This window comes from Marinobacterium sp. LSUCC0821, from assembly GCF_012848475.1.
GTDB lineage: Bacteria > Pseudomonadota > Gammaproteobacteria > Pseudomonadales > Balneatricaceae > Marinobacterium_E.
On record NZ_CP051666.1, the window covers coordinates 1,645,515 to 1,668,123 of the forward strand.

25 protein-coding genes are annotated in these 22,609 nt (G+C 47.5%); 6 read left to right on the forward strand and 19 right to left on the reverse strand.

Going from position 1 to position 22,609, the window contains the following annotated elements; translation table 11 throughout:
* The first annotated feature begins 18 nt into the window (after positions 1-18).
* Positions 19-516 carry a TIGR00645 family protein gene (locus tag HH196_RS07955; RefSeq protein ID WP_169452351.1) on the forward strand — a complete coding sequence of 166 codons (498 nt, stop codon included), beginning with the start codon at positions 19-21 and terminating at the stop codon, positions 514-516.
* Positions 517-569: 53 nt separating this feature from the next.
* On the opposite strand, the gene HH196_RS07960 is transcribed toward HH196_RS07955, so the two are convergent.
* The 13 genes from HH196_RS07960 to trxA all read right to left on the reverse strand — a co-directional run bounded on the left by HH196_RS07960 (position 570) and on the right by trxA (position 12,111).
* A complete protein-coding gene (locus HH196_RS07960) occupies positions 570-809 on the reverse strand; it encodes a hypothetical protein (RefSeq protein ID WP_169451602.1) in 240 nt (79 codons plus the stop codon).
* Between the two features lie 200 nt (positions 810-1,009).
* Entirely contained in the window at positions 1,010-1,159 is a 150-nt protein-coding gene (locus tag HH196_RS07965; protein WP_169451603.1) for a hypothetical protein, read from the reverse strand.
* Positions 1,160-1,345: 186 nt separating this feature from the next.
* Complete coding sequence (locus HH196_RS07970) at positions 1,346-2,440, reverse strand: ABC transporter ATP-binding protein (protein ID WP_169451604.1); 1,095 nt, start codon at positions 2,438-2,440, stop codon at positions 1,346-1,348.
* A gap of 5 nt (positions 2,441-2,445) precedes the next feature.
* Positions 2,446-3,309: a carbohydrate ABC transporter permease gene (locus HH196_RS07975; RefSeq protein WP_169451605.1), complete on the reverse strand. Its 864-nt coding sequence runs from the start codon at positions 3,307-3,309 to the stop codon at positions 2,446-2,448.
* Positions 3,299-4,198 (reverse strand): carbohydrate ABC transporter permease, encoded by a 900-nt coding sequence (locus tag HH196_RS07980; RefSeq protein WP_169451606.1) that lies wholly within the window; start codon positions 4,196-4,198, stop codon positions 3,299-3,301. The genes HH196_RS07975 and HH196_RS07980 overlap by 11 nt, the downstream gene beginning before the upstream one ends.
* 54 nt (positions 4,199-4,252) lie before the next feature.
* A complete protein-coding gene (locus HH196_RS07985) occupies positions 4,253-5,500 on the reverse strand; it encodes an ABC transporter substrate-binding protein (protein ID WP_169451607.1) in 1,248 nt (415 codons plus the stop codon).
* A gap of 62 nt (positions 5,501-5,562) precedes the next feature.
* Complete coding sequence (locus HH196_RS07990) at positions 5,563-7,053, reverse strand: ATP-binding protein (RefSeq protein ID WP_169451608.1); 1,491 nt, start codon at positions 7,051-7,053, stop codon at positions 5,563-5,565.
* Positions 7,050-7,724, reverse strand: a complete 675-nt coding sequence (locus HH196_RS07995; RefSeq protein WP_169451609.1) for a response regulator — start codon at positions 7,722-7,724, stop codon at positions 7,050-7,052. The genes HH196_RS07990 and HH196_RS07995 overlap by 4 nt, the downstream gene beginning before the upstream one ends.
* A 52-nt stretch (positions 7,725-7,776) precedes the next feature.
* The gene (locus HH196_RS08000; protein ID WP_248276837.1) at positions 7,777-8,511 is read right to left on the reverse strand and encodes an NAD(P)H-flavin reductase; all 735 of its coding nucleotides are present in this window, start codon (positions 8,509-8,511) and stop codon (positions 7,777-7,779) included.
* 3 nt (positions 8,512-8,514) lie between these two features.
* Entirely contained in the window at positions 8,515-8,811 is a 297-nt protein-coding gene (locus HH196_RS11580; RefSeq protein ID WP_248276838.1) for a 2Fe-2S iron-sulfur cluster binding domain-containing protein, read from the reverse strand.
* Complete coding sequence (ubiD, locus tag HH196_RS08005) at positions 8,804-10,282, reverse strand: 4-hydroxy-3-polyprenylbenzoate decarboxylase (protein ID WP_169451610.1); 1,479 nt, start codon at positions 10,280-10,282, stop codon at positions 8,804-8,806. The genes HH196_RS11580 and ubiD overlap by 8 nt, the downstream gene beginning before the upstream one ends.
* A 60-nt stretch (positions 10,283-10,342) precedes the next feature.
* The gene (rho, locus tag HH196_RS08010) at positions 10,343-11,602 is read right to left on the reverse strand and encodes a transcription termination factor Rho (RefSeq protein WP_169451611.1); all 1,260 of its coding nucleotides are present in this window, start codon (positions 11,600-11,602) and stop codon (positions 10,343-10,345) included.
* A gap of 182 nt (positions 11,603-11,784) precedes the next feature.
* A complete protein-coding gene (gene trxA / locus HH196_RS08015) occupies positions 11,785-12,111 on the reverse strand; it encodes a thioredoxin TrxA (RefSeq protein ID WP_169451612.1) in 327 nt (108 codons plus the stop codon).
* Positions 12,112-12,252: 141 nt separating this feature from the next.
* Here trxA and HH196_RS08020 point away from each other — a divergent pair, with 141 nt between their 5' ends.
* A complete protein-coding gene (locus tag HH196_RS08020; RefSeq protein WP_169451613.1) occupies positions 12,253-13,200 on the forward strand; it encodes a hypothetical protein in 948 nt (315 codons plus the stop codon).
* 61 nt (positions 13,201-13,261) lie between these two features.
* Here HH196_RS08020 and HH196_RS08025 read toward each other — a convergent pair whose 3' ends face one another.
* The 4 genes from HH196_RS08025 to yrfG all read right to left on the reverse strand — a co-directional run bounded on the left by HH196_RS08025 (position 13,262) and on the right by yrfG (position 16,972).
* Positions 13,262-14,809, reverse strand: coding sequence for a phosphoenolpyruvate carboxykinase (locus HH196_RS08025; RefSeq protein ID WP_169451614.1), 1,548 nt, complete (start codon positions 14,807-14,809; stop codon positions 13,262-13,264).
* A 188-nt stretch (positions 14,810-14,997) separates the two neighbouring features.
* Positions 14,998-15,876: an Hsp33 family molecular chaperone HslO gene (gene hslO / locus HH196_RS08030; protein ID WP_169451615.1), complete on the reverse strand. Its 879-nt coding sequence runs from the start codon at positions 15,874-15,876 to the stop codon at positions 14,998-15,000.
* A 56-nt stretch (positions 15,877-15,932) separates the two neighbouring features.
* The gene (hslR, locus tag HH196_RS08035; RefSeq protein WP_169451616.1) at positions 15,933-16,313 is read right to left on the reverse strand and encodes a ribosome-associated heat shock protein Hsp15; all 381 of its coding nucleotides are present in this window, start codon (positions 16,311-16,313) and stop codon (positions 15,933-15,935) included.
* Positions 16,310-16,972, reverse strand: coding sequence for a GMP/IMP nucleotidase (yrfG, locus tag HH196_RS08040; protein WP_211160767.1), 663 nt, complete (start codon positions 16,970-16,972; stop codon positions 16,310-16,312). Before yrfG ends, hslR begins: the two co-directional genes overlap by 4 nt.
* Positions 16,973-17,013: 41 nt before the next feature.
* On the opposite strand from yrfG, the gene nudE reads away from it, so the two are divergent.
* On the forward strand, positions 17,014-17,562 hold the full coding sequence (gene nudE, locus HH196_RS08045) for an ADP compounds hydrolase NudE (protein WP_169451617.1): 549 nt from the start codon (positions 17,014-17,016) through the stop codon (positions 17,560-17,562).
* Positions 17,563-17,570: 8 nt separating this feature from the next.
* Here the strand turns inward: nudE and HH196_RS08050 are convergent, their stop codons facing one another.
* A complete protein-coding gene (locus HH196_RS08050) occupies positions 17,571-17,852 on the reverse strand; it encodes a hypothetical protein (protein WP_169451618.1) in 282 nt (93 codons plus the stop codon).
* Between the two features lie 227 nt (positions 17,853-18,079).
* Here HH196_RS08050 and HH196_RS08055 point away from each other — a divergent pair, with 227 nt between their 5' ends.
* Positions 18,080-18,664: a superoxide dismutase gene (locus HH196_RS08055; RefSeq protein WP_169451619.1), complete on the forward strand. Its 585-nt coding sequence runs from the start codon at positions 18,080-18,082 to the stop codon at positions 18,662-18,664.
* A 46-nt stretch (positions 18,665-18,710) separates the two neighbouring features.
* Here HH196_RS08055 and HH196_RS08060 read toward each other — a convergent pair whose 3' ends face one another.
* Positions 18,711-19,328: an arylesterase gene (locus HH196_RS08060; RefSeq protein WP_169451620.1), complete on the reverse strand. Its 618-nt coding sequence runs from the start codon at positions 19,326-19,328 to the stop codon at positions 18,711-18,713.
* 121 nt (positions 19,329-19,449) lie between these two features.
* Between HH196_RS08060 and HH196_RS08065 the strand changes: the two genes are divergently transcribed.
* Both HH196_RS08065 and HH196_RS08070 read left to right on the forward strand, forming a co-directional pair.
* Positions 19,450-20,133 (forward strand): ABC transporter ATP-binding protein, encoded by a 684-nt coding sequence (locus HH196_RS08065; protein WP_169451621.1) that lies wholly within the window; start codon positions 19,450-19,452, stop codon positions 20,131-20,133.
* The gene (locus tag HH196_RS08070) at positions 20,130-22,604 is read left to right on the forward strand and encodes an ABC transporter permease (RefSeq protein ID WP_169451622.1); all 2,475 of its coding nucleotides are present in this window, start codon (positions 20,130-20,132) and stop codon (positions 22,602-22,604) included. The genes HH196_RS08065 and HH196_RS08070 overlap by 4 nt, the downstream gene beginning before the upstream one ends.
* The last annotated feature ends 5 nt before the right edge of the window (positions 22,605-22,609 follow it).

A 22,609-nucleotide genomic window follows, 5' to 3' on the forward strand; every position in this document is an offset into this window, starting at 1 on the left:
TTTGAGGATTTAAAAGTGATTGAGCGTTTCGTTGAACGTTTAATGTATGCAACCCGCTGGATTCTGGCGCCTATCTATCTTGGCTTGAGCTTAGCTCTAGTTGCCTTAGCAGTTAAATTTTTCCAAGAAATTTGGCATCTTCTTGCACATGTTACTGAAGTGCCTGAAGCGGATATCGTGTTAGTTGTACTATCGCTGATAGATATTGCCCTAGTATCAGGGTTAATCGTTATGGTGATGTTTACCAGTTACGAGAACTTTGTCTCGCGCATGGATATTCATGAGGACACCGAGAAATTAGACTGGCTCGGTACGCTGGATACCAACTCACTTAAGAACAAAGTGGCCGCATCTATCGTAGCGATCTCTTCAATTCACCTATTGAAGATCTTCATGAATGCAGCAAGTATCGATAACGAAAAACTGCTCTGGTACGTCGTTATCCATCTCACCTTCGTCATCTCAGCTTTTGCCATGGGTTATCTCGATAAGATGACTCACAAAAAAGCACATTAAAATCAAAAAGAAGGGAAGCCAAACGCTTCCCTTCTTTTTAAGAATAACTCAGTTTACTTCTCCATCAAGGTGTAGCACATGAAACGCTTTTGGTAGAGCGTAAATAAAATAAGCGTGATCAATCCGATTCCAACTTCAATTGAATTGGGTGCTCTACCCTGCATCGGCAATGCGACTACTAGATAAATAACAAATAGGAAAAACGGCAGTGTCAGGATCTGATTTTTACCCGATACGGATAATCCAGATCCACAGGAGGTACAGCGACAAGCACTACCAATAGGTTTGTCCATGGTAGTTAACGTTTTTTTCTTATCGCAAACAGGGCACCAGCCCAGAAACATTTTCGACATATTTATCGACCGCCAGAAAAATAAGAAGTTGTTAATTAAGCATCATTACGAGTGATTTGCTATTAACGATCGATAGATTTCAAATTTTGGACAAAAAAATAGCGCCAAATGGCGCTATTTTTTTATGAGGCTAAATTTTCTTAGAAGCCTTTAGAAGTTAGTTCGCGCTGACGGCGCTCTAACTCTACAAGGTTTCCCGATTCAGCAAGGTAACGCTCTGCAGCTGCTTTGCGTGAATCGATGAAGCTTTTCTTGAACATATCTACGATAGTCTGTTTCAGTTTAGTCATTTTGCGACTCCTAATACTTTGGTCTATATGCAGCCTATTATAGGGACCAATTCTCAAGAGCGTTACTGATCAAATTTCAGACAGTAGATGAATAAATCTAACCATTAGTCTTTCAGGCTTTCTGACAGCCTGGTCAACAAAAACAAAAAAGGGCGCATCAAGCGCCCTTTATTACAAATCTTTCGATTATCGAATACGTTCACCAGTATTAACATCAAAGAATACTGCCTTAGCCGTATTCACCTGTACATCTGTACCCTTACCTGCCGCGGCACCCGCTTTAGGTGAGAAACGAGCATGAACATCGACACCATTCCACTGGCCAATCGCCATAGTGTCTGCACCCATAGGCTCTACAACATCAAAGTCCATCTGCAGACGGTGTACCCAGTGCATATCCTCTTCTGGCTTAGGCTCAGTAATCATCTCTGGACGAATACCCAGCATAACTTTAGAAGCTGAGCAAGACTCTAGCGCATCAATACATGGCACGTTCAGCTGGTGCTTATGACCTGCACACTCTATCTCCACAGAGCCATTTACCACTTCGACTTCAATAAAGTTCATTGGTGGGGAACCCATGAAACCAGCTACGAATAGGTTGGCCGGATCATTGTAGATCTCATCAGGCGTACCTAACTGTTGAACAATGCCATCTTTCATAACAGCAATGCGATCAGCCAGAGTCATCGCTTCAATCTGGTCATGTGTCACATAAACGATGGTTGTGCCCAAACGTTTGTGTAGCTTTTTGATCTCGGTACGCATTTCAACACGAAGCTTAGCATCCAGGTTAGAAAGCGGCTCATCGAAAAGAAATACTTCAGGTGAGCGAGCTAGCGCGCGACCCATAGCAACACGTTGACGCTGACCACCTGATAGCTGGCTCGGTTTACGATCTAGAAGATGATCGATCTGAAGAAGTTTTGAAACTTCATTCACAACGCGATCACGTTCAGACTTATCGACCTTACGCATCTCAAGACCAAAGGAGATGTTACGCGCCACATTCATTGTTGGGTAAAGTGCGTATGACTGGAACACCATCGCGATATCGCGGTCTTTAGGTGACACATCCGTTACGTCACGACCCGCCAATTCAAGCTTACCGCTGGTAGCATCTTCCAGACCGGCAATGATATTCATCAGAGTCGATTTACCACAACCTGAAGGACCCACTAGGATGATGAATTCACCCTCTTTGATATCGATATTAATACCCTTAAGGATCTGTGTTTCACCAAATGACTTGGTGACATTTTCAATTAACAAAGAACCCATAATTCTTATCCTTTCACTGCGCCGGCGGTTAAGCCGCGTACGAAATATTTACCAGCAAGTACATACACCAGAAGCGTTGGTAGCGCCGCAATAACTGCTGCAGCCATATCTACGTTGTACTCTTTACCGCCCATTGAAGTGTTAACTAGGTTGTTTAGCGCAACTGTAATTGGCTGCGTACCAGGACCTGAGTAGACGACACCGAAGAGGAAGTCGTTCCAAATTTGTGTGAACTGCCAAATGATTGTCACTGTGAAAATCGGTACCGAAATCGGCAGGAAGATGTGACGAAAGATCTGGAAGAAGCTAGCACCATCCAACTGCGCAGCCTTAACTAGCTCAGTTGGCACAGAAACGTAGAAGTTACGGAAAAATAGCGTCGTAAATGCAACACCATAGATCACGTGTACAAGCACCAATCCCGTTACTGTGTTTGCCAACCCTAACTCAGCTAGGAGTCGAGCCATCGGAAGCAGGATAACCTGAAATGGAATGAAGCAACCAAACAGCAACATACCAAACATCAAATCACTACCACGGAAACGCCACTTCGACAGCACGTAACCGTTAAGGGCACCAATAACAGTTGAGATAATTACTGCCGGAACAACGATCTTCACACTGTTCATGAAGAAAGGCGCAAGACCCTGACATTCAGAGCCAGTACATGCACTGCTCCACGCTTTAATCCAAGCATAAAGCGTTGGATCCTGAGGCAGCGCCAATAGGTTACCGCTTCGAATCTCTTCGATATCTTTAAATGAGGTCGTTAGCATCACGTATAGCGGCGCTAGATACAAAATCGCAAACGCTGCTAGACATGCATAGATGATAAAACGACCGAAACTGAATGAACGATTAGTGACCATTTTTTCCACCTCGCAGTTCTGAATAGAGGTAAGGCACGATAATGGCCAACACACCCATCAACATAATCATGGCACTTGCAGCACCCACACCCATCTGAGCACGGTTAAATGCAAAGGTGTACATGAAGTTGGCAGGTAGATCTGATGCATAACCTGGACCACCACCGGTCAACGCCTGCACCAAATCGAAACTCTTAATAGCGATGTGAGACAAGATCACGATCGCACTAAAAAACACTGGGCGGAGAATTGGTAGAATGACGTACCAGTAAGCTTTTATCTTACTAGCTCCATCGATCTCTGCTGCTTTAATCAAGCTATCATCGACGCCACGTAGACCCGCTAGGAACATCGCCATGACAAAGCCACTCGACTGCCATACAGCAGCTATAACGATGGTGTAAATCGCCATATCTTGATCAACCAACCAGCGGAACTCGAAGGTCTCAAAGCCCAAGTCACGGACAAACTTCTCAAGACCCAAACCTGGGTTAAGAATCCATTTCCATGCTGTACCTGTCACAACAAAAGAGACAGCCATCGGGTAGAGATAGATGGTACGTAACGCACCCTCAACACGAATTTTTTGATCCAGTAAAACTGCAATCAAAAGCCCTAAGATGAGCGACACTGCGATAAACAGCACACCAAAAACTACAAGGTTACTTAACGACACATCCCAACGTGGGTTCTCAAATAGACGAACATATTGGTCAAAGCCTACAAAGTCCCACTGAGGGAGCATGCGACTCTTAGTGAACGATAAGGCGCCAGTCCAGATCATAAAGCCATACATACATACCAGCATCGCCGCAGTGGTTGGTGCTAGTACAATTTTTGGCAATAGGGTCTCTAGAGTCATTGGCTTTTTTGCCTTTGACACAGACATGGTAATTCTCCTGAGAAAAAGAAAGGGGCTCCAGAATAGAGCCCCTTAACTGCATTACATTGCTGATTGAACAGCCGCAACTAGCTGAGCTTTACCTTCAGCTGCAGTTTGTTTTGAATTGAAGTAGTTTGTTGCTACGTCGTAGATCGCACCAGAAACTGCTTCAGATACAGCCATACCGTGCGCGAAGCTTGGTACTAGGCCGCCTGTCTGAGCGCTTGCAACGAATGCATCCATAGATGCGTGTGCACAGCTATCAAACTCGTCACGAGCCATACCTAGACGCGCTGGGATAGAACCTTTGTTCAGGTTGAATACTTTCTGGAAGTCCTGACCAAGGATCTGCTTAGCCATCTCCTGCTGCGCTTTCTGTGTTTCAGCATCAGACTGCTGGAAGAAAGCGAACGAGTCGATGTTGAACGTGAATGAACCTGAAGTGCTTGGTGCAGCTACACAAGCGAAATCTACGCCTGGAGTTTTGCCAGCAGCTGTGAATTCACCCTTCGCCCAGTCACCCATGATCTGCATTGCTGCTTCACCATTGATAACCATTGAAGTAGCAACGTTCCAGTCACGACCTGGAGAGTTAGCATCTACGAACTGGCGTAGTTCACCGAAAACACGGAAAACTTCTTCTGTTGTTTTGCTGTTAAGTGCATCTGCATCTAGTTCTACGAATGCTTTCTGGTAGTACTCAGGACCGCCTACACCAAGAACAACTGCTTCGAATACAGTCGCATCCTGCCAAGCCTGACCACCGTGAGCTAGCGCGATGAAACCAGCATCCTGAACTTTCTTAGCCTGAACTAGGAAATCATCCCAAGTTGTTGGGATAGTTGCATTCGCTTTCTTGAATACTTCTGGGTTAGCCCACAGCCAGTTTACGCGGTGAACGTTTACTGGAGCTGCTACATATTTACCTTCGTGTTTCATTACATTTGAAACAACACCTGGTAGTACGCCATCCCAGTTCTGAGCTTTAGCTACAGAGTTGATATCCGCTAGGAAACCTAGATCACCCCACTCCTGGATAGATGGGCCTTTGATCTGTGCTGCAGTTGGTGGGTTACCAGATACTGCGCGAGATTTAAGAACAGTCATTGCGTTCTCACCGCCACCACCAGCTACCGCGAAGTCTTTCCAGCCGATACCAGCTTCAGTTAGCTTCTCTTTAAGGTAAGCAACAGACTTAGCTTCGCCACCACTTGTCCAGTAGTGAAGTACTTCTACTTCAGCAGCATTTGCAGTCATTGATGATAGAGATGCGGCTGCAACACAAACCGCTAGAGTACGTTTTAACATCGAATATTCCTCTTATTGTTTTGGTTATCGATTGAACCGAAGCCAATATACCAATCTGAGGCTTACGAAGACTGACCTTCTGTTACAAAGTGTGACAAAGGGAATCGAATCTCAACAATCAAACCACCACCCGGACGATCTAAAAGCAGAGTATCAGCCCCGTGAAGCTGGGCAATAGACTTCACAATCCCCATGCCGAGCCCGACATGAATAGAGCTTGGCTGTTTATCTATACGATAGAAGGGCTCGAAAACGCGCTGTTTCATAGCATCACTTAGACCAGGCCCACGATCACACACCTGAACTACCAGCTCGTTGGTGTCAGCCGCGATCTCACCATAGATCTCAACGCCACGCCCATAGTGCAGCGCATTATCGATCAGGTTGGTAAAGAGTCGCTCCAAAGAGAGTCGACGCCCCTCAATTTCAAACTTAGCCGGGAGACTAGCCTCACAGGGCAGCCCCTCAATTTTTGCACTGGCTAAACAGCCTTGAATCAGTCTATTGAGATCTACCGTTTCAATATTCTCGTGAATGGCAGCATCTTTAATCATCTGCAGAGAGGCTTTAACCAACATCTCGAGATTTTCGAGGTCACCCACCAGCCCATCACGAATATGATCATCATCGATCATCTCTGCTCGAAGTCGCGCACGTGTTAGCGGGGTTTTAAGATCGTGAGAAATCGAAGCGAAGAGTCTCTCCCTATCTGCTATGAACTTCTCAATACGCTGAGCCATCTGGTTAAAGGCTTTTATTGTTGAACGCATCTCACGCGTCCCCTCGACGGGAATTAGCGAAGGCGTTTTACCTCGACCTAGGGCATCAGCCTCTTTAGCCAAGCGGCGTAGCGGCTTAACAATCCCAATCACCATCAGGGTCACGAGCACCATCGTGGTGAGTGTAACGAGTGTCAGCGATAAAATACGCTCACTTGAGAGGATGGGTGAACTCAGCACCTCACCCTCCGGAAATACAGTAGCAAGGTAGATCCATTCACCATCCTTCAATGGGAGCTGTACAACTACGACTGGGCTATTATCACCCGGATCGAGGAGAGCAAAACGCTGCCATTTCTTAGGTAGTTCAACCATCAGGTTGTTGGTTGATAGAATCCTTAAATCACTGAATCCCACAAACTCAACAGCAATATTGTCGGGCTCTGTTTTGATTTGATCGGCAACATTACTTGAAATACGTTCTCCAACCTCAGTCTGTAATGAATTCACTGGAAGCGTTTTCAGATTGATACGGTCAGGGTTAACAGAGACGAAGAAGCGCGTACCACCCATATCCCTGAGCTGATCCAGCACGATATGGCGATACTCTTTAGGTAGGCGTGAAAAGAACTGTATGGTTTGCCCTATACGAGCCCCCATGACATCAGAGATCTCTTCAAGACGATGGCGTTCTGATGCTTGGAACTGCTGCGACCAGATGACTGTACTGACAACCTGAGCAAAGATGATGCCGAAAAGCAGCATCAATGACATGCGTGCGATGATCGATTTAGGAAGTACCTTATCCCGCAGTGAGGAACAGAAGCCAATCATGCCAATACCAGTTGATAACCCTTGCCACGAATCGACTTGATTGGGTCGTCATTTGAGACAGCAGATAACTTAGTCCGCAATCGACTCACTTGAGTATCGATTGAACGATCATAAGGGGCACTAGGATGGCCCTTTAATTGAATACTTAATTGATCACGCGAAACAATCTCGCCACGGTGTTCGACCAGTACTTTCAAGAGGTCGAACTCCGCGCCTGTAAGCGTTAATTCGGTACCAGCAAAGTGAGCTGTACGAGCAACTGAATCAAGCACTAGCGGAGCTTCACAGTTAGATTCTTGTGGCGCAGCAATTGGAGCAGCACGACGTAACAACGCTTTTACGCGCGCTAAAAGCTCTCTTGGATTAAAGGGCTTACCCATATAGTCATCGGCACCCAGCTCTAATCCTAGGATTCGATCCACATCATCACTTGCTGCTGTAAGCATAATAATCGGCACTGATGAGCTGTTACGAACCTGTCTACAGAGCGCCAAGCCATCCATACCCGGAAGTGTGACATCCAAAATCAACAGCTCGTTATCGACAACGCCAGCCTCTAACAAGGCTTCGGAAGATTCATAGGCACGCACCTCAAAACCATTTTTAGTCAAATAGTCAGAGAGCAGAGTACGAATCTCATTGTCATCATCCACTAAAACTAATCTGTGCAAACTGATGCTCTCTTGTTTTTGTTATTGAAGTAATGCTTTCTAGAGAACTATATCAACGACGTGGCGCGTAGGCGAACACGTCTGATTTCATCTGGGTCTCGTTAAAACCCTGCGTTTCAAAAGCGTCGAGTAGCGCGTAGACCATTGCGGGCGAACCACAGGCAAAAACTAGTGCTTTGCTTAGGTCAGCAAAATCTTCACACATAGCGGTTGGCAGCAAACCTGTACGTCCGCTCCACCCTTCGCTCTTCTCTGGCTCACTAACAACAGGCACAAAGTGCACATTGGCGTGATGTTCCGCCCAGCTAGCAGGGAGTGACTCGAGGTACATGTCCTCTTCAACGCGCGCGCCCCAGTAGACGTGAATAGGATTTTTCACCTGGTTCGCTAGAAGGTGCTCTACGATACTTTTCACCTGAGAGAAACCGGTGCTTGCTGCGGCGAAAAGAAGTGGCTGATCGACAGTAAGAGAAGCGATATCGATTGTGCAATTGCCCATAGGCAACTCAACTTCAACAGTTGGCTGATGCAACAAGTGCTGCACAATTGAGTCATTAAACTCACTCTCTGGCATGTGACGGATATGCAGTTCGATTTCGCGACCCGCTTCGGGAGCCGAGGCGATTGAAAACGAAGCCTTCTTGCCATCAGGTAGACAGATATCTAAATACTGACCCGCCGCAAACTCCGTTGCAGAACTATCAGTTGCTGGCAGCAATAGACGTACACGATAGACATCGCGATTCAGTTTATCGGCAGCCAATATAGTGGTTACTTTCCTTGCCACAATTCATACTCCAGGTAACAAACAGCGTATAACACGTAATTTAATATTCGAGCGTGGGTAGCTCGTACAGAGCAGCAAGCGACACTCGCCCTGCCCTGCATCCCAATCCACTCTTGGGTAGCGTTGCCACGCTTGCCCAGTCAGAAGATCCGCTTCACAAATTTCACAAACACCGTTCCGGCACGCTTTGCGTTGCACGAAACCTGACTCAGTCAGCACCTCTAATAAAGTTTGATTGGGCGCGCAGTGCAGTTGCTTTGCTACGCCCTCAACCTCAACCAGAAAATGGCTGCTAGTCATCAATTCCTAACTCAGACCAGATCTCATCAACGCGATCTTTAACAGTCTGGTCCATCGTAATGGGAACGCCCCATTCACGATCAGTCTCACCCTGCCACTTGTTGGTTGCATCCAAGCCCATCTTCGAACCCAGTCCTGATACAGGTGAGGCGAAATCAAGGTAGTCGATTGGGGTATTCTCGATCATAACGGTATCGCGTGCAGGGTCCATGCGTGTGGTAATAGCCCAAATCACATCCTGCCAATCGCGCGCATTCACATCATCATCCACAACAATGACAAACTTAGTGTACATAAACTGACGCAGGAATGACCAAACACCCAACATGACACGTTTAGCATGACCCGGATATTGTTTCTTCATGCTCACAACCGCCATGCGGTATGAGCAACCCTCTGGCGGCAGGTAGAAATCAACAATCTCTGGAAACTGCTTCTGCAGAATCGGTACAAACACTTCATTGAGTGCCACACCCAAGATAGCAGGCTCATCAGGTGGTCTACCGGTGTAGGTACTGTGATAGATCGCATCTTTACGCATGGTAATGCGCTCAACAGTAAAGACAGGAAAACTATCAACCTCATTGTAGTAACCAGTGTGGTCACCAAAGGGGCCTTCGTCGGCCAACTCATCAGGATAGATGAAGCCTTCTAGGACAATTTCAGCGCTGGCAGGCACTTGCAGATCACTGCCAATACACTCTGTCACTTCCGTTTTCCCGCCACGCAATAGACCTGCAAAGGCGTACTCAGAGAGTGTATCTGGCACAGGTGTTACGGCACCTAAAATAGTGGCTGGGTCAGCACCAAGGGCTACCGCGACTGGATAGGGCTTGCCTGGATTCTGCTGTTTAAACTCTAGGAAATCCAATGCACCGCCACGATGCGATAACCAGCGCATGATCAGCTTATTAGGTGCAATTAATTGCTGGCGGTAGATGCCAAGATTTTGGCGCGACTTATTGGGTCCACGGGTAATAACCAATGGCCAAGTCACTAGCGGTGCAGCATCACCCGGCCAACAGGTTTGAATTGGTAGCTTGGTAAGATCAACCTGATCTCCTTCAAGAACCAGCTCCTGACAGGGCGCATTACGGACCACCTTAGGGCCCATGTTTAACACCTGTTTGTAGAGCGGCAGCTTGCTTAGAGCATCTTTAAAGCCTTTAGGTGGCTCAGGTTCTTTAAGTTGCGCCAGCAGCTTGCCCACTTCACGCAGCGCTTCAACAGACTCTTCGCCCATGCCTAATGCAACACGCTCCGGGGTACCGAAGAGGTTGCCTAAAACCGGCATATCGTAGCCAACGGGATTTTCAAATAGCAGCGCCGGACCGCCCGCTTTAAGCATGCGATCACAGATCTCGGTCATCTCAAGATTGGGATCAACAGGATATGAGATACGTTTAAGTTCACCGCGCGCTTCTAGCATCGCGATGAAATCTCTAAGATCTTTATACTTTGGCGTAGCCATCAGTTACCTCAGTAGACAATAAAAAGGGCGGTACACACCGCCCCATTTACGCAAGTCAGGTTACTTACGTTTCATCGACATAAAGAATTCATCATTGGTTTTGAAGTCTTTCAACTTATCAATAACAAACTCAGTTGCGGCAGCATCTTCCATTGGATCTAACAGCTTACGCAGAATCCACATGCGTTGGAGCTCATCTTCAGTCGTCAATAGATCTTCACGACGAGTACCAGAGCGACGAATATTGATTGCAGGGAAGACACGCTTCTCAGCGACACGACGGTCTAGGTGTACCTCAGCGTTACCGGTACCTTTGAACTCTTCGAAGATAACTTCATCCATCTTAGAGCCAGTATCAACAAGTGCAGTCGCGATGATAGTCAAGCTACCACCCTCTTCGATGTTACGTGCAGCACCGAAGAAACGTTTTGGACGCTCTAGTGCATGCGCATCGACACCACCTGTTAGAACCTTACCAGATGAAGGTACAACTGTGTTGTAAGCACGTGCAAGACGCGTGATAGAGTCGAGAAGAATGACAACATCTTTCTTGTGTTCTGTCAGACGCTTAGCCTTCTCAAGCACCATCTCAGCAACCTGAACGTGACGCGCTGGCGGCTCATCGAAGGTTGACGCTACAACTTCACCGCGCACGGTACGTTGCATGTCGGTTACCTCTTCAGGACGCTCATCGATAAGAAGAACGATCAGGTAACACTCTGGGTTGTTACGTGTGATGCTGTTTGCAATATTCTGCAGCATCAACGTTTTACCCGCTTTAGGTGGTGATACAACAAGTGCACGCTGACCTTTACCGATTGGGGTTACTAGGTCGAGTACACGTGCTGTGATGTCTTCAGTAGAACCGTTACCAATCTCCATACGCATACGTTTGTGTGCGAATAGCGGTGTAAGGTTCTCAAATAGGATCTTGTTCTTCGCATTTTCAGGTGCGTCAAAGTTGATCTCAGAAACTTTCAACAGGGCAAAGTAGCGTTCGCTATCTTTAGGTGGACGAATCTTGCCAGAAATAGTGTCGCCAGTGCGAAGGTTAAAACGACGAATTTGGCTTGGTGAAACGTAGATATCATCTGGGCCAGCTAGGTAAGAAGAGTCAGCTGAACGCAGGAAGCCAAAGCCATCCTGAAGGATCTCAAGGACGCCGTCACCGTAAATATCTTCTCCGCTACGCGCGTGCTTTTTAAGGATAGAGAAAATTACGTCTTGTTTGCGCGAGCGCGCTAGGTTTTCTAGGCCCATCTCTGCTGCAAGGTCGAGCAGTTCAGGCATGCTTTTAAGTTTTAATTCGGTAAGATTCATCGTTTTATTAGATTATCGCCGGACACGAGAAAACTCGTTTGGCTGGAAGGTTTGAAAATTAGAAGAAGGTATTTGGGCTGGTCAGGTTTTAACCAACATCGACACTATATATGCGAGATACTGAGGTGTCTATAGACCGATAGAACAAAAAGGCGGGATAAACCCGCCTTTTTTATGATTTTTTAGATATTTGCATCAACAAATGCAGTGAGCTGCGATTTAGAGAGTGCACCCACCTTAGTCGCTTCAACGTTACCGCCTTTGAAGATCATAAGAGTTGGGATACCACGAATACCAAACTTAGGTGCAGTTTCGCTGTTCTCATCGATATTCAGCTTACACACTTTAAGACGACCAGCGTACTCCTGTGCAACCTCTTCAAGTACAGGGGCAATCATCTTACAAGGACCACACCACTCAGCCCAGTAGTCAACCAACACAGGACCGTCTGCTTTTAGTACATCTTCTTCAAAGCTTGCGTCAGATACGTTGTGAATGTTTTCGCTCATTCGTTCATCTCTCCAGATGTGCAGTAGCACTAATTATTTTCAAGCAACAGCTCGATTGCATTTCATGTATCCCGATAATAGCATCAGCACCAACAGATTGGGAATCAACCAACCCAATTACTGACCTTTTTTGGAGGCTAAGTGCCAACTATATTAAAACACCTTGAAACCATCCTAAGAGATAGTGCCAAGGTCTCTATCAGCCTGCTCAAGATTCTGATACCTGCCATTATAGTGGTACGCCTCTTAGATCTGATTGGAGCAGCAGAACTTCTCGCATCAACACTCGGCGCACCTCTCGAACTGTTAGGGCTACCAGCAATCGCTGGTTTAATTTGGGCGACAACAATCGTTACCAATATCTATGCAGGCCTCATCGTACTCTTCACCTTTCCAGAGGCATGGACGCTTGGACAGATTACAACCCTGGGCGTATTAATGCTTGGAGCCCACAACTTTATCGTTGAACTTTCTGTTGCATACAAAGGGCGATGTCGAATCCTACCGATGTTTTTAATACGCATTTTAGGCGGTTACGGCCTTGCAGCTATTCTTAGCTATATCTACGCCGACATGCCAGAGATGCAGACACCGGTCGCTTGGAACTGGACACCAGAAGCCGTTGATAACAGTTGGAGTGGTTGGCTTAGTTCTCAGATTGAAATGCTGTTCTGGACACAGGTGGTTATCCTCGGACTGGTTGCAATGCTGCACATTGCGAAAATCAGAGGCTTCGAACGACTTCTAGAGAAGCTACTCAAACCTGTGCTTAGAGTTATCGGCATACGTGAAAACGCACTACCAATGAGCCTGATTGGCATGACGCTAGGCCTTGCTTATGGTGGCGGACTGCTCATTCGTGAAGCGGAAAAAGGGACTTTGGCACCACGCGACATCTTCGCCTCTTTCGCACTTTTAGGGCTCTGTCACAGCCTAATTGAGGATACCCTACTGATATCCCTGACTGGAGCAGAACTGAGCGGGATTCTCTGGGCAAGACTGGCTTGGGCGCTGCTTTTGATCGCGATAATCACCCGAATCCTGCCGCGCATTCCTGATGCCTGGCTACAGCGCCATCTGGTCCGATAGAAAAATGCGAGCAATAAAAAAGCGACCCGAGGGTCGCTTTTTTCGTCTCTAGTGAGAGTGATTATAACTGAGGACCAGCAGCAACAATCTTCTCATCAACGCCATCGAACTTAGTGAAGTTGTTGACGAACTGAGAGATTAGATTAGCAGCGGTAGCATCGTAATCTTCGCCATTTGCCCAAGTGTTGCGTGGCACTAGTAGCTTGCTGTCGACACCATGAACTTCTGTTGGAACTTCAAGATTTAGACCAGGGATATTAGTTGTTGCAACATCTTTCAGGTAACCATTCTGGATCGCACTAATAATTGCACGAGTCGTAGGAATGCTGAAACGATCGCCTGTACCGTAGCTACCGCCAGTCCAACCTGTATTCACTAGGTAAACACGCGAACCAAAATCTTCGATACGTTTAATCAGAAGATCTGCGTACTCGCTTGGTGGACGTGGGAAGAACGGCGCACCAAAACATGTAGAGAAGGTCGACTTAATGCCGCCACCAGAACCCATCTCAGTAGAACCAACAAGCGCGGTGTAACCAGATAGGAAGTGATATGCAGCTGCCTCTTTGCTCAGGATAGAGACAGGAGGAAGAACGCCCGTTAAGTCACAGGTGAGGAAGATAATGTTATCTGGCTCGCCACCCTGGTTAGTCGCAGAACGCTTCTCAACATGATCGAGAGGGTATGCACAACGGCCGTTTTCAGTCAGTGACGTATCGTTGTAATCAGCAGTACGACACTCATCCAACGTTACGTTCTCAACGATTGCGCCAAAACGGATAGCATCCCAAATGATAGGTTCGTTTTTCTGGCTAAGATTGATTGTTTTAGCGTAACAACCACCCTCTAGGTTAAAGACAGAACCCTTGCCCCAGCCGTGCTCATCATCACCGATCAAGTAACGAGATGGGTCTGCTGAAAGCGTTGTTTTACCTGTACCCGATAGACCGAAGAAAAGAGTCGTTGAACCATCTTCACCGATATTTGCAGAACAGTGCATAGGTAGCACGTCACGCTCAGGTAGAAGGAAGTTCTGCACAGAGAACATCGCCTTTTTCATCTCACCAGCGTAACGCATGCCAGCTAGAAGAACTTTACGTTGTGCGAAGTTTAGAATGACACAGCCATCAGAGTTAGTGCCGTCACGCTCAGGATCACATTCGAAACCTGCAGCGTTGATGATTTGCCACTCCTCTTTACCCTTAGGATTGTACTCACAAGGGCGGATGAAAAGGTTGAGACCAAAAAGATTCTGCCATGCAGTCTCTGTAGTCATCTGAACCGCTAGGTAGTTGTTAGCATCTGCACCAACATGAACCTCAGAGGTGTAAGACTCTTTTTCAGAGATGTAGGCTTCAACACGTGACCAAAGTGCGTCAAATTTATCAGCATCGAAAGGACGGTTGATAGGACCCCAAGAGATTGCATCAGCAGTGCTAGGCTCCTGCACGATGAATCGATCCATTGGCGAGCGACCTGTGCGCTTACCCGTGGTCACAACCAAAGCACCTGTATCAGCGAGCGTACCCTCGCCGCGACGAATTGCCGCTTCAATCAACTCCGCAGGAGTTAGATTCTTATGGTTCAACGAACCCATGTCTGTAGACATCAATGTTCCCTTTGGGGCTACTGCCCTCTAATTTCTGTAGGCCTTGCCAGACATCCGAAGATTCTGACTGCGAAAACTAATAGTTTTTATATGGCTAGTGCGTTTAAACGACTGGCTCTTATTGTTATGTGGGATCAAGTAATTATCCCACAACCTATTAGGAGGACATAGAGCCTCCTAATTAGATATTAGTGTAATGAAGTGTTCTCGCTTAACGCTCCATCATTGTGAAACAGCGCTTTGATATCAGCAGAATCAAAGCTGTAAACCTTATTACAGAAGTGACAAGCTGTTTCAACAGCACCGCCCTGCTCTTCTGCTACTTGTAGCAGCTCCTCTTCGCTCATCATCTGCAACGCATTAGCACTGCGCTGGCGTGAACATGGGCAGTGGAACTTCACCGGATCAGACTCAATCAAACGAACCTGTTCTTCATGGAAAAGACGGTAAAGAATAGTCTCATTATCAAGCTCTAGTAGCTCTTCTGCCGTCAGTGTGCTGGCAAGTGTAGCGATATGTTCCCAATCTGAGTCGCCGCTCTGTGCTGCTGGCAACACCTGCACCAACATACCTGCAGCCTTAGTTGCAGATGCAGCAAGATGAATCTGCGTTGGTAGCTGTTCAGACTGTTTGAAGTAGCTCTCTAGACACTCAGCAAGTGTCGCGCCCTCCATAGGCACAACACCCTGATAACGCTGCCCGCCATCTGGCTCGATAGTGAGCGCCATACGGCCATTCTCAAATAGCTGATCAAAACGATCTTCAGGCACAGCGTGCCCCTCTTCAAAACGAGCAACAGCACGCACCTGCTGATTGTGATCGACCTCGGCCATCAGAAGACGAAGATCGCCTTCACCCTGAGCCTGAAGTGAGATACGCCCTTCAATCTTAAGGTTCGAACCCAGCAGCGCTACAGCTGCAAGTAGTTCACCTAGAAGTTTTTGAATAGAGGCTGGGTAGTTGGCGTGCTCAGTCGCTTCAAGAAAACTCTTATCTAGACCAACCATCACAGCGCGAACATCTGCGCCATCAAAAAGGAGACGTTGAATTTGATCTGAAGAGCTCATTGAAAACCTACTGAATGAATTGAGGGTGCATATTCTACCCTGTTTGAAATGATTTTTTAATCTCGAAGGTAGCCCTTAACACGCAACAATTCACGGCGGCTCTTTTTGTTTGGACGCGAGTCTGGTCCAGAGCCCAACTGCTTGCGCATCTCCGCAGCAGTTTCACGTTTATTCTGGCTCTGCTCAGTCTCTTTATAGAGTTTTTGTGCTTCGGGCGCGCCGCGACGTTGGTCAGATAAAGCGATCACTTCGATCTCTTTCTCGTCATACCCTTGGCGAATTTGAAGGTGCGCACCAATCTCTACAGACTTGCTGCACTTGGCTCGCTGACCGTTATAGTGCACCTTGCCACCCTCGATCATCTCTTTTGCTAAACCACGAGTCTTATAAAAACGCGCAGCCCAAAGCCACTTATCTAAACGAACACCTTCACTCATTGGTGAACCATTACCTCATTAAAATCATTGATCGACATAAAATCGCAATCACTCATATCACGGGGCGGAAGCTTCAGATCGGGCTGATCAATCGTCAGCAGATGCTTAATGCCAAAGTCATGCGCCGATTGCAGCACTGGCAGACTATCATCTACCATTAACGTTCTTTGCGGATCAAATGGCTCATGCGTCATGAGCGTTTCCCAAAATAGCTGAGACTCTTTTGGGTAGCCATAATCGTGCGAGCTAATAACGCCCTGCACCTCATCAGCCAGATTTGTCCTAGAAAACTTAAGATCAACACCGGCACGATGAGAGTTAGTCACAATAAGAACTCGCTTACCGCTCTTTCTAAGCCACGCCAAAAATTCAGGAACGGAGTGGCGATAAGCGATCTTATCCGCAACCTCCTTTTTCAACTCGGCAATCGGTAGCTGGAACCTTTCACTCCAGTAGTCAAAACAGTACCAATTCAGTGTGCCCTGCTCTTCCATGATATTGGAGATAATATGCTGCTTCGCCGCCTCGACATCGATCTTATTAATCTCAGCATAACGCACCGGGAGAAACTCTAACCAAAAATACGAATCGAAATGGAGATCCAGCAAAGTACCATCCATATCCAAGAAGACAGTATCGATCTCTTGCCATTGAAGCATAATCAGGGAACACTCTTGTTAAACATTCATTGGATCCCAGTATGCCCACCAAACCAGAAATTTTGAAGGTAAGTCGACCTGAGAAGAGTCGTCTATTTCATGTTGAGCAGCTGGATCTAAAATTTAGCAACGGTGCCGAGCGTCAATTTGAACGGCTAGTAACTCCGGCACTGGGGGCCGTCATGGTCGTTGCCATAGATGATCAGCAGCGTATGGTCCTAATTCGTGAGTACGCCGCGGGTCTTGATGAATACGTACTCACCTTCCCAAAAGGATTAGTCGATCCCGGAGAAACAGTGAGTGAAGCTGCAAACCGCGAACTTCAAGAGGAGGCAGGCTTTGGTGCAAAACACCTAAACCCTATTAAGACGATGAGTGCTGCCCCCAACTACATGGGCCACATGCTAGACGTTGTAATTGCACAAGATCTCTACGAGAGCAGACTCGAAGGGGATGAACCAGAGCCTTTGGAGGTGGTGCTAATCCCGCTAACAGAGGTAGAGCGCCTAGCCATGGATCCTGAATTTCACGAGGGCAGAGCCATCGCCGCTATGTTCATTGCACGACAATGGCTTGCTAACAATAGCTAAATAGCCGCTTATTCCGCAGCCTTACACGCCAGAGTTCCAGCCGCTATCGTGCGCTCCACCTTAGCTGCAAATGCTTCATCACTCATGTTGTGAGTCATAATTTTACGCACTTCAAGATCATCAAAACGTTCATGCACGTAATCTGTTAAACAAGCACAACGCGCCTCTGTTGCGCCCGATGCAATACAGCCCTGCAAAAAAGGCTCATAGGTTTTCGAACCGAAATAGTTCACACGAACAAGATAGATAGCACCAAAAACAACCGCCACCCAGAGAAGTACTTTTGACATCGATACGCCTTGTAATCAGAAGTTAAGTCACCATTGTAAGGATATGGGCAGAGTGATCCAACAATCTTTAGTTGCAGTATCACTCGAACCAAACTGAAAGCGCTAAAGACATTACTTTTTGTACCGTTTATTGAGTTACAAAGGGTGTTATGATTGCGCGACTGATTTATGAGTGGTTGTAATAACAGCCCCTCAAACTTTTAAAACTCAAGAACATGGAGTGAATAATGAGCTTTGAACTACCTGCTCTGCCATACGCAAAAGACGCTCTAGAGCCACACATCTCTGCTGAGACTCTAGACTTCCACCACGGCAAACACCACAACACTTACGTTGTTAAGCTAAACGGCCTAGTACCTGGTACTGAGTTCGAAGGTAAATCTCTAGAAGAGATCATCAAAACTGCTCCAGCAGGTGGCGTATTTAACAACGCTGCGCAGGTTTGGAACCACACGTTCTACTGGAACTGTCTATCACCAAACGGTGGCGGTGCACCAACTGGCGCGATTGCTGATGCGATCAACGCTAAATGGGGCTCATTCGACAAGTTCAAAGAAGAACTTAACGACAAAGCAGTTAACAACTTCGGTTCTTCATGGACTTGGTTGGTTAAAAACGCTGACGGTTCACTAGAGATCGTTAACACTAGTAACGCAGGCACTCCAATGACTAACGGTCAGACTGCAATCCTAACTGTTGACCTTTGGGAACACGCTTACTACATCGATTACCGTAACGTGCGTCCAGACTACCTAAACGGTTTCTGGTCACTAGTTAACTGGGAATTTGCAAACGCTAACCTAGCGGCTTAATTGCAACGATCTAAAAAAGCCCATCCTTTGATGGGCTTTTTTGTCTCTACCGAATTACATCTGCAAGCACCTGCCACACAGTACCCAGGATCTTCGGTTGCGCCTCTGCCGTTGGATGTAGCCCATCAGCCTGCATTAAAGACCAGTTATCAGCCACTCCCTCTAGCAAAAAGGGTACCAGTGGAGCTTCAAATGTTTCCGCAAGCTTAGGAAAGAGGTTAAAAAAATTGTCGGTATACCGTGGGCCGTAGTTAGGGGGCAAACGAATGCCAACCACGACTAACTGGGCACCACTCGCCTGCACAGTCTCAGCCAATTTTGCGAGATTGGCTTCAATGATTTGCAACGGCATACCCCGTAAACCATCGTTAGCCCCCAACTCCAAAACTACCCACTGGGGCTCATGTAAATCCAGTAGATCCGGCAAACGAGCAAGACCCCCTGATGTTGTTTCACCACTGACACTCGCGTTAACCACCTCAAAAGCGAGTCCCTCTTCTTGAACTCGTTGTGCAAGAAGATCGACCCAACCCTGGCCTGGCTCCAAGCCATAGCCGGCAGAGAGACTGTCACCAAACACCATGACTCCCGACGCTTGAACCGAGTAAGGAGAGAGCGCAATAAACGCAGATAAAAGCAGCGCTTTAAAACTAAAATTGAACATCAACCTAACCTGATTTTTTTAAATTCACGTACACTAAAAAGTGACTAATATCTGATACCGATTAAGGTTCATGTTAGATCAGCGTGGCAGGATATCCCATCACTTTTAATTAGGAGTCATTATGAACAACCCTCGCGTCCTACTTGAGGCGAAGAAGCTAGCCAAGCAATTCAATCAAGGTGAGCGAAAAGTTGAACTCTTTAATGACCTAAACCTCAAGATTCATGCGGGCGAAACGGTAGCCATCATTGGTAAATCAGGAGCCGGCAAGTCAACGCTTCTAAGCCTTTTGGCTGGGCTCGATACCGCCTCAAGTGGCACCGTGGAATTTGCCGGCGAAGGGCTAGAGACTCTGAGCGATGCTGAGCGAGCAAAACTGCGCGCGGAGAAGATTGCCTTTATTTTTCAATCCTTCCATCTGCTGCCAGAGCTCAACGCGTTGGATAATGTGGCACTTCCACTCGAAATCAGGCAGCAGGCAGATAGTGAAACGACCGCATCGCATTGGCTCAAAGTTGTCGGTTTAGAGAATCGCCTGGATCACTACCCCTCTGAACTATCTGGTGGTGAACAACAGCGCGTTGCAATTGCCCGTGCATTTGCCGGTAACCCAGAGATTCTGTTTGCTGATGAACCGACCGGCAACCTGGATGAGGCGACCGGAGCCGCCGTTGTTGAGCAGCTATTTGAACTGAATAAAGCACAGGGTACGACTCTCATTTTGATTACCCACGATCGCGAGTTGGCAGCCAAATGCCAACGCCGCCTCACTCTGGCTAACGGCTCAATTGAGGAGCTGCTATGAGCTCAGCTGTAAGCCGAATAGGTTACCGCCAATTTCGAGCGCAACTCCGCACGGTAGAGTGGCGGGTGCTAATGATAGCTGCCCTTTTGGCCGTGACTCTCACCTCCTTTTTAAGTGTTGTCAGCAATCGCATGGAGGCAGGCCTGCTGCGCGAAAGTGCTGCAGTTCTGGGATCAGATCTACAGCTGACTTCCAGCCGCCCTATAGAGCCTACTCGAATAGAGCGCGCTAAGGCGTTAGGGTTAACAACAACCAGCGTGATTCAGTTTCCAACCATGCTAGGTGCTGGTGACAAAATGCTGCTCTCTTCAGCACGTGTCGTCTCGGCACCCTACCCTCTGCGCGGGGAGATGGTGACACAACCTGCTTCCTCTCTAAGCTTGCCAGAACCCGGCACCACATGGGTTGAGCCACGCATTCTGTCTCAACTAGGAATCAAGATCGGTGACAGCGTTCAATTTGGCTATGCCGATCTTAAGGTCACCGCAGAACTACTCAGTTCACCCGATCGTGGCTCAGGCTTTAACTCACTGAACCCTCATATCATCGTTAACCATGCCGACCTTGAACGAAGCGCCGTACTGGCACCCGGATCTCGCGCAGCATTTCGACTTTTGATAGCCGGGGACGAGAGCAACGTTGCGAACTATGAAAAAGAGATACGCGCCACGCTAACCAGTAACGAGCGCATTCTATCGCTTGTTAATGATCAGCCAGTGACAGGTAATGCGTTAGCGACTGGCTTGGGCTATTTACGCCTAAGCGCAATGACCACCCTACTGCTGGCATCGCTTACTATATTGCTAGCTCTAAGACGCTTTGGGCAGGCTCAATTGAGCAGAAGCGCGCTCTTAATGAGTCTTGGGATGGCGCCGACTACACTCATCAAACTCTACTTGTGGCAACTGACACTGGCCGCAACCATCATTGCGATTGTCGGTACAACCCTAGGGACTGGCTTGGCAGCAGTAGCCAATATGTGGTTGGCAGATCTGCTTCCACAAGCGCTTCCGAGTGCAGACCTCTACAGCTACTTTATTGGTGCTGGATTGGGCTATGCGATGCTGATTTTGCTAGGCATTCCACCGGTACTTCAGCAAGCAGGCGTATCAGTTGCCCAACTTCTTCGAGCGGATAGCGAGATCAAAACCACCCGTTCAGCGTTTGCTATTAACGCACTGAGTTTGACCTTATTAGCGCTGGTGCTACTCGCATTTCTGGGTGCGCCGGTGGCAGCCGCTATCATGCTGGGTGTTCTAGCTATCAGCGGCATTCTATTTGGCTGGCTTGCCCAATGGTTACTGCACACTCTGGGCCACAAACTCAGCAAACGCATCCGCTTGGGTCGCCTTTTGCGCATGCGCTTTAAACAGCAGCGTCGTTGGCACCGTCTTCAAGCGGGCGTGATGGTGCTATTGCTTATGCTCATTAGTGTGATGTGGGTTGCGCGTGAAGATCTTCTGAAAAGCTGGGCAGCACAGTTTCCAGAGGATACGCCAAACTACTTTGCTATCAATATTCAGGATTGGCAGAAACCAGAGCTGGATCAATTCCTCTCAGAGAGGTCTATCAAGGCTGAACTTTCGCCGATGATTAGGGGGCGTGTTACAGAGCTAAATGACCAACCCATTAAGAGTCAGTTGAACGACGCACAACAGGATCACAACTCACTGCGCCGTGAACTTAATTTAACTTACAGCGCCACTCTGCCAGGTCACAACCAGCTCATCCAAGGTAAGTGGTGGAGCAGTGACACTAGCCAAGAGATCTCAATTGAGCGTGAGATGTTTGAGGCATTGGGGCTAAAGCTCGGGGATAAATTAGGCTTCGATATTGGCGGGCGCAAGGTTACCGCTGAGATCACCAGCGTTCGTAGTTTGGAGTGGACCTCTTTTCGCCCTAACTTCTACATCATCTTCTCGCCGGGTGCTCTAACGGCAATGCCGGCGACCTACATTACCAGCTTCAATCTGGAAGAGAGTTCACGTCACTATGCAGTAGAGCTGCTTCGTCAATTTCCATCCCTTACATTGATAGACATCGATCAGATGCTGGAACAGCTATCAGGTTGGCTGACGCGCTTGGCAGAGAGCTCGACTCTAGTCCTCCAGCTGACACTCGGCTCCGGTTTGATTCTTGTGACAGTTACACTGCTGCAAGCCCTCGATCAGCGACGTATCGAAGTGGCTCTTTTGCAAACCTTAGGTGCTAACGCAAAAGAGACCAAACAGCTCGATCTTTTGGAGTTTGGCCTACTCGGCTTGGTTTGTGGCTTCCTGGCAGTCTTCAGCGCGGAATCTACTTTGGCCGCGATTCATCACTTCGTTTTGAAGCTTGAACCGACGCTACATGTAGAGCTCTGGATTGCACTACCTGTTGTCTCAGCACTGCTGTTCATTCTCATCGGCTCGTTACTGCGCTCACCATTAAAAATCGAGCAGTGTTATCAAATACTTAAGTCTGGTGGCTGATACCT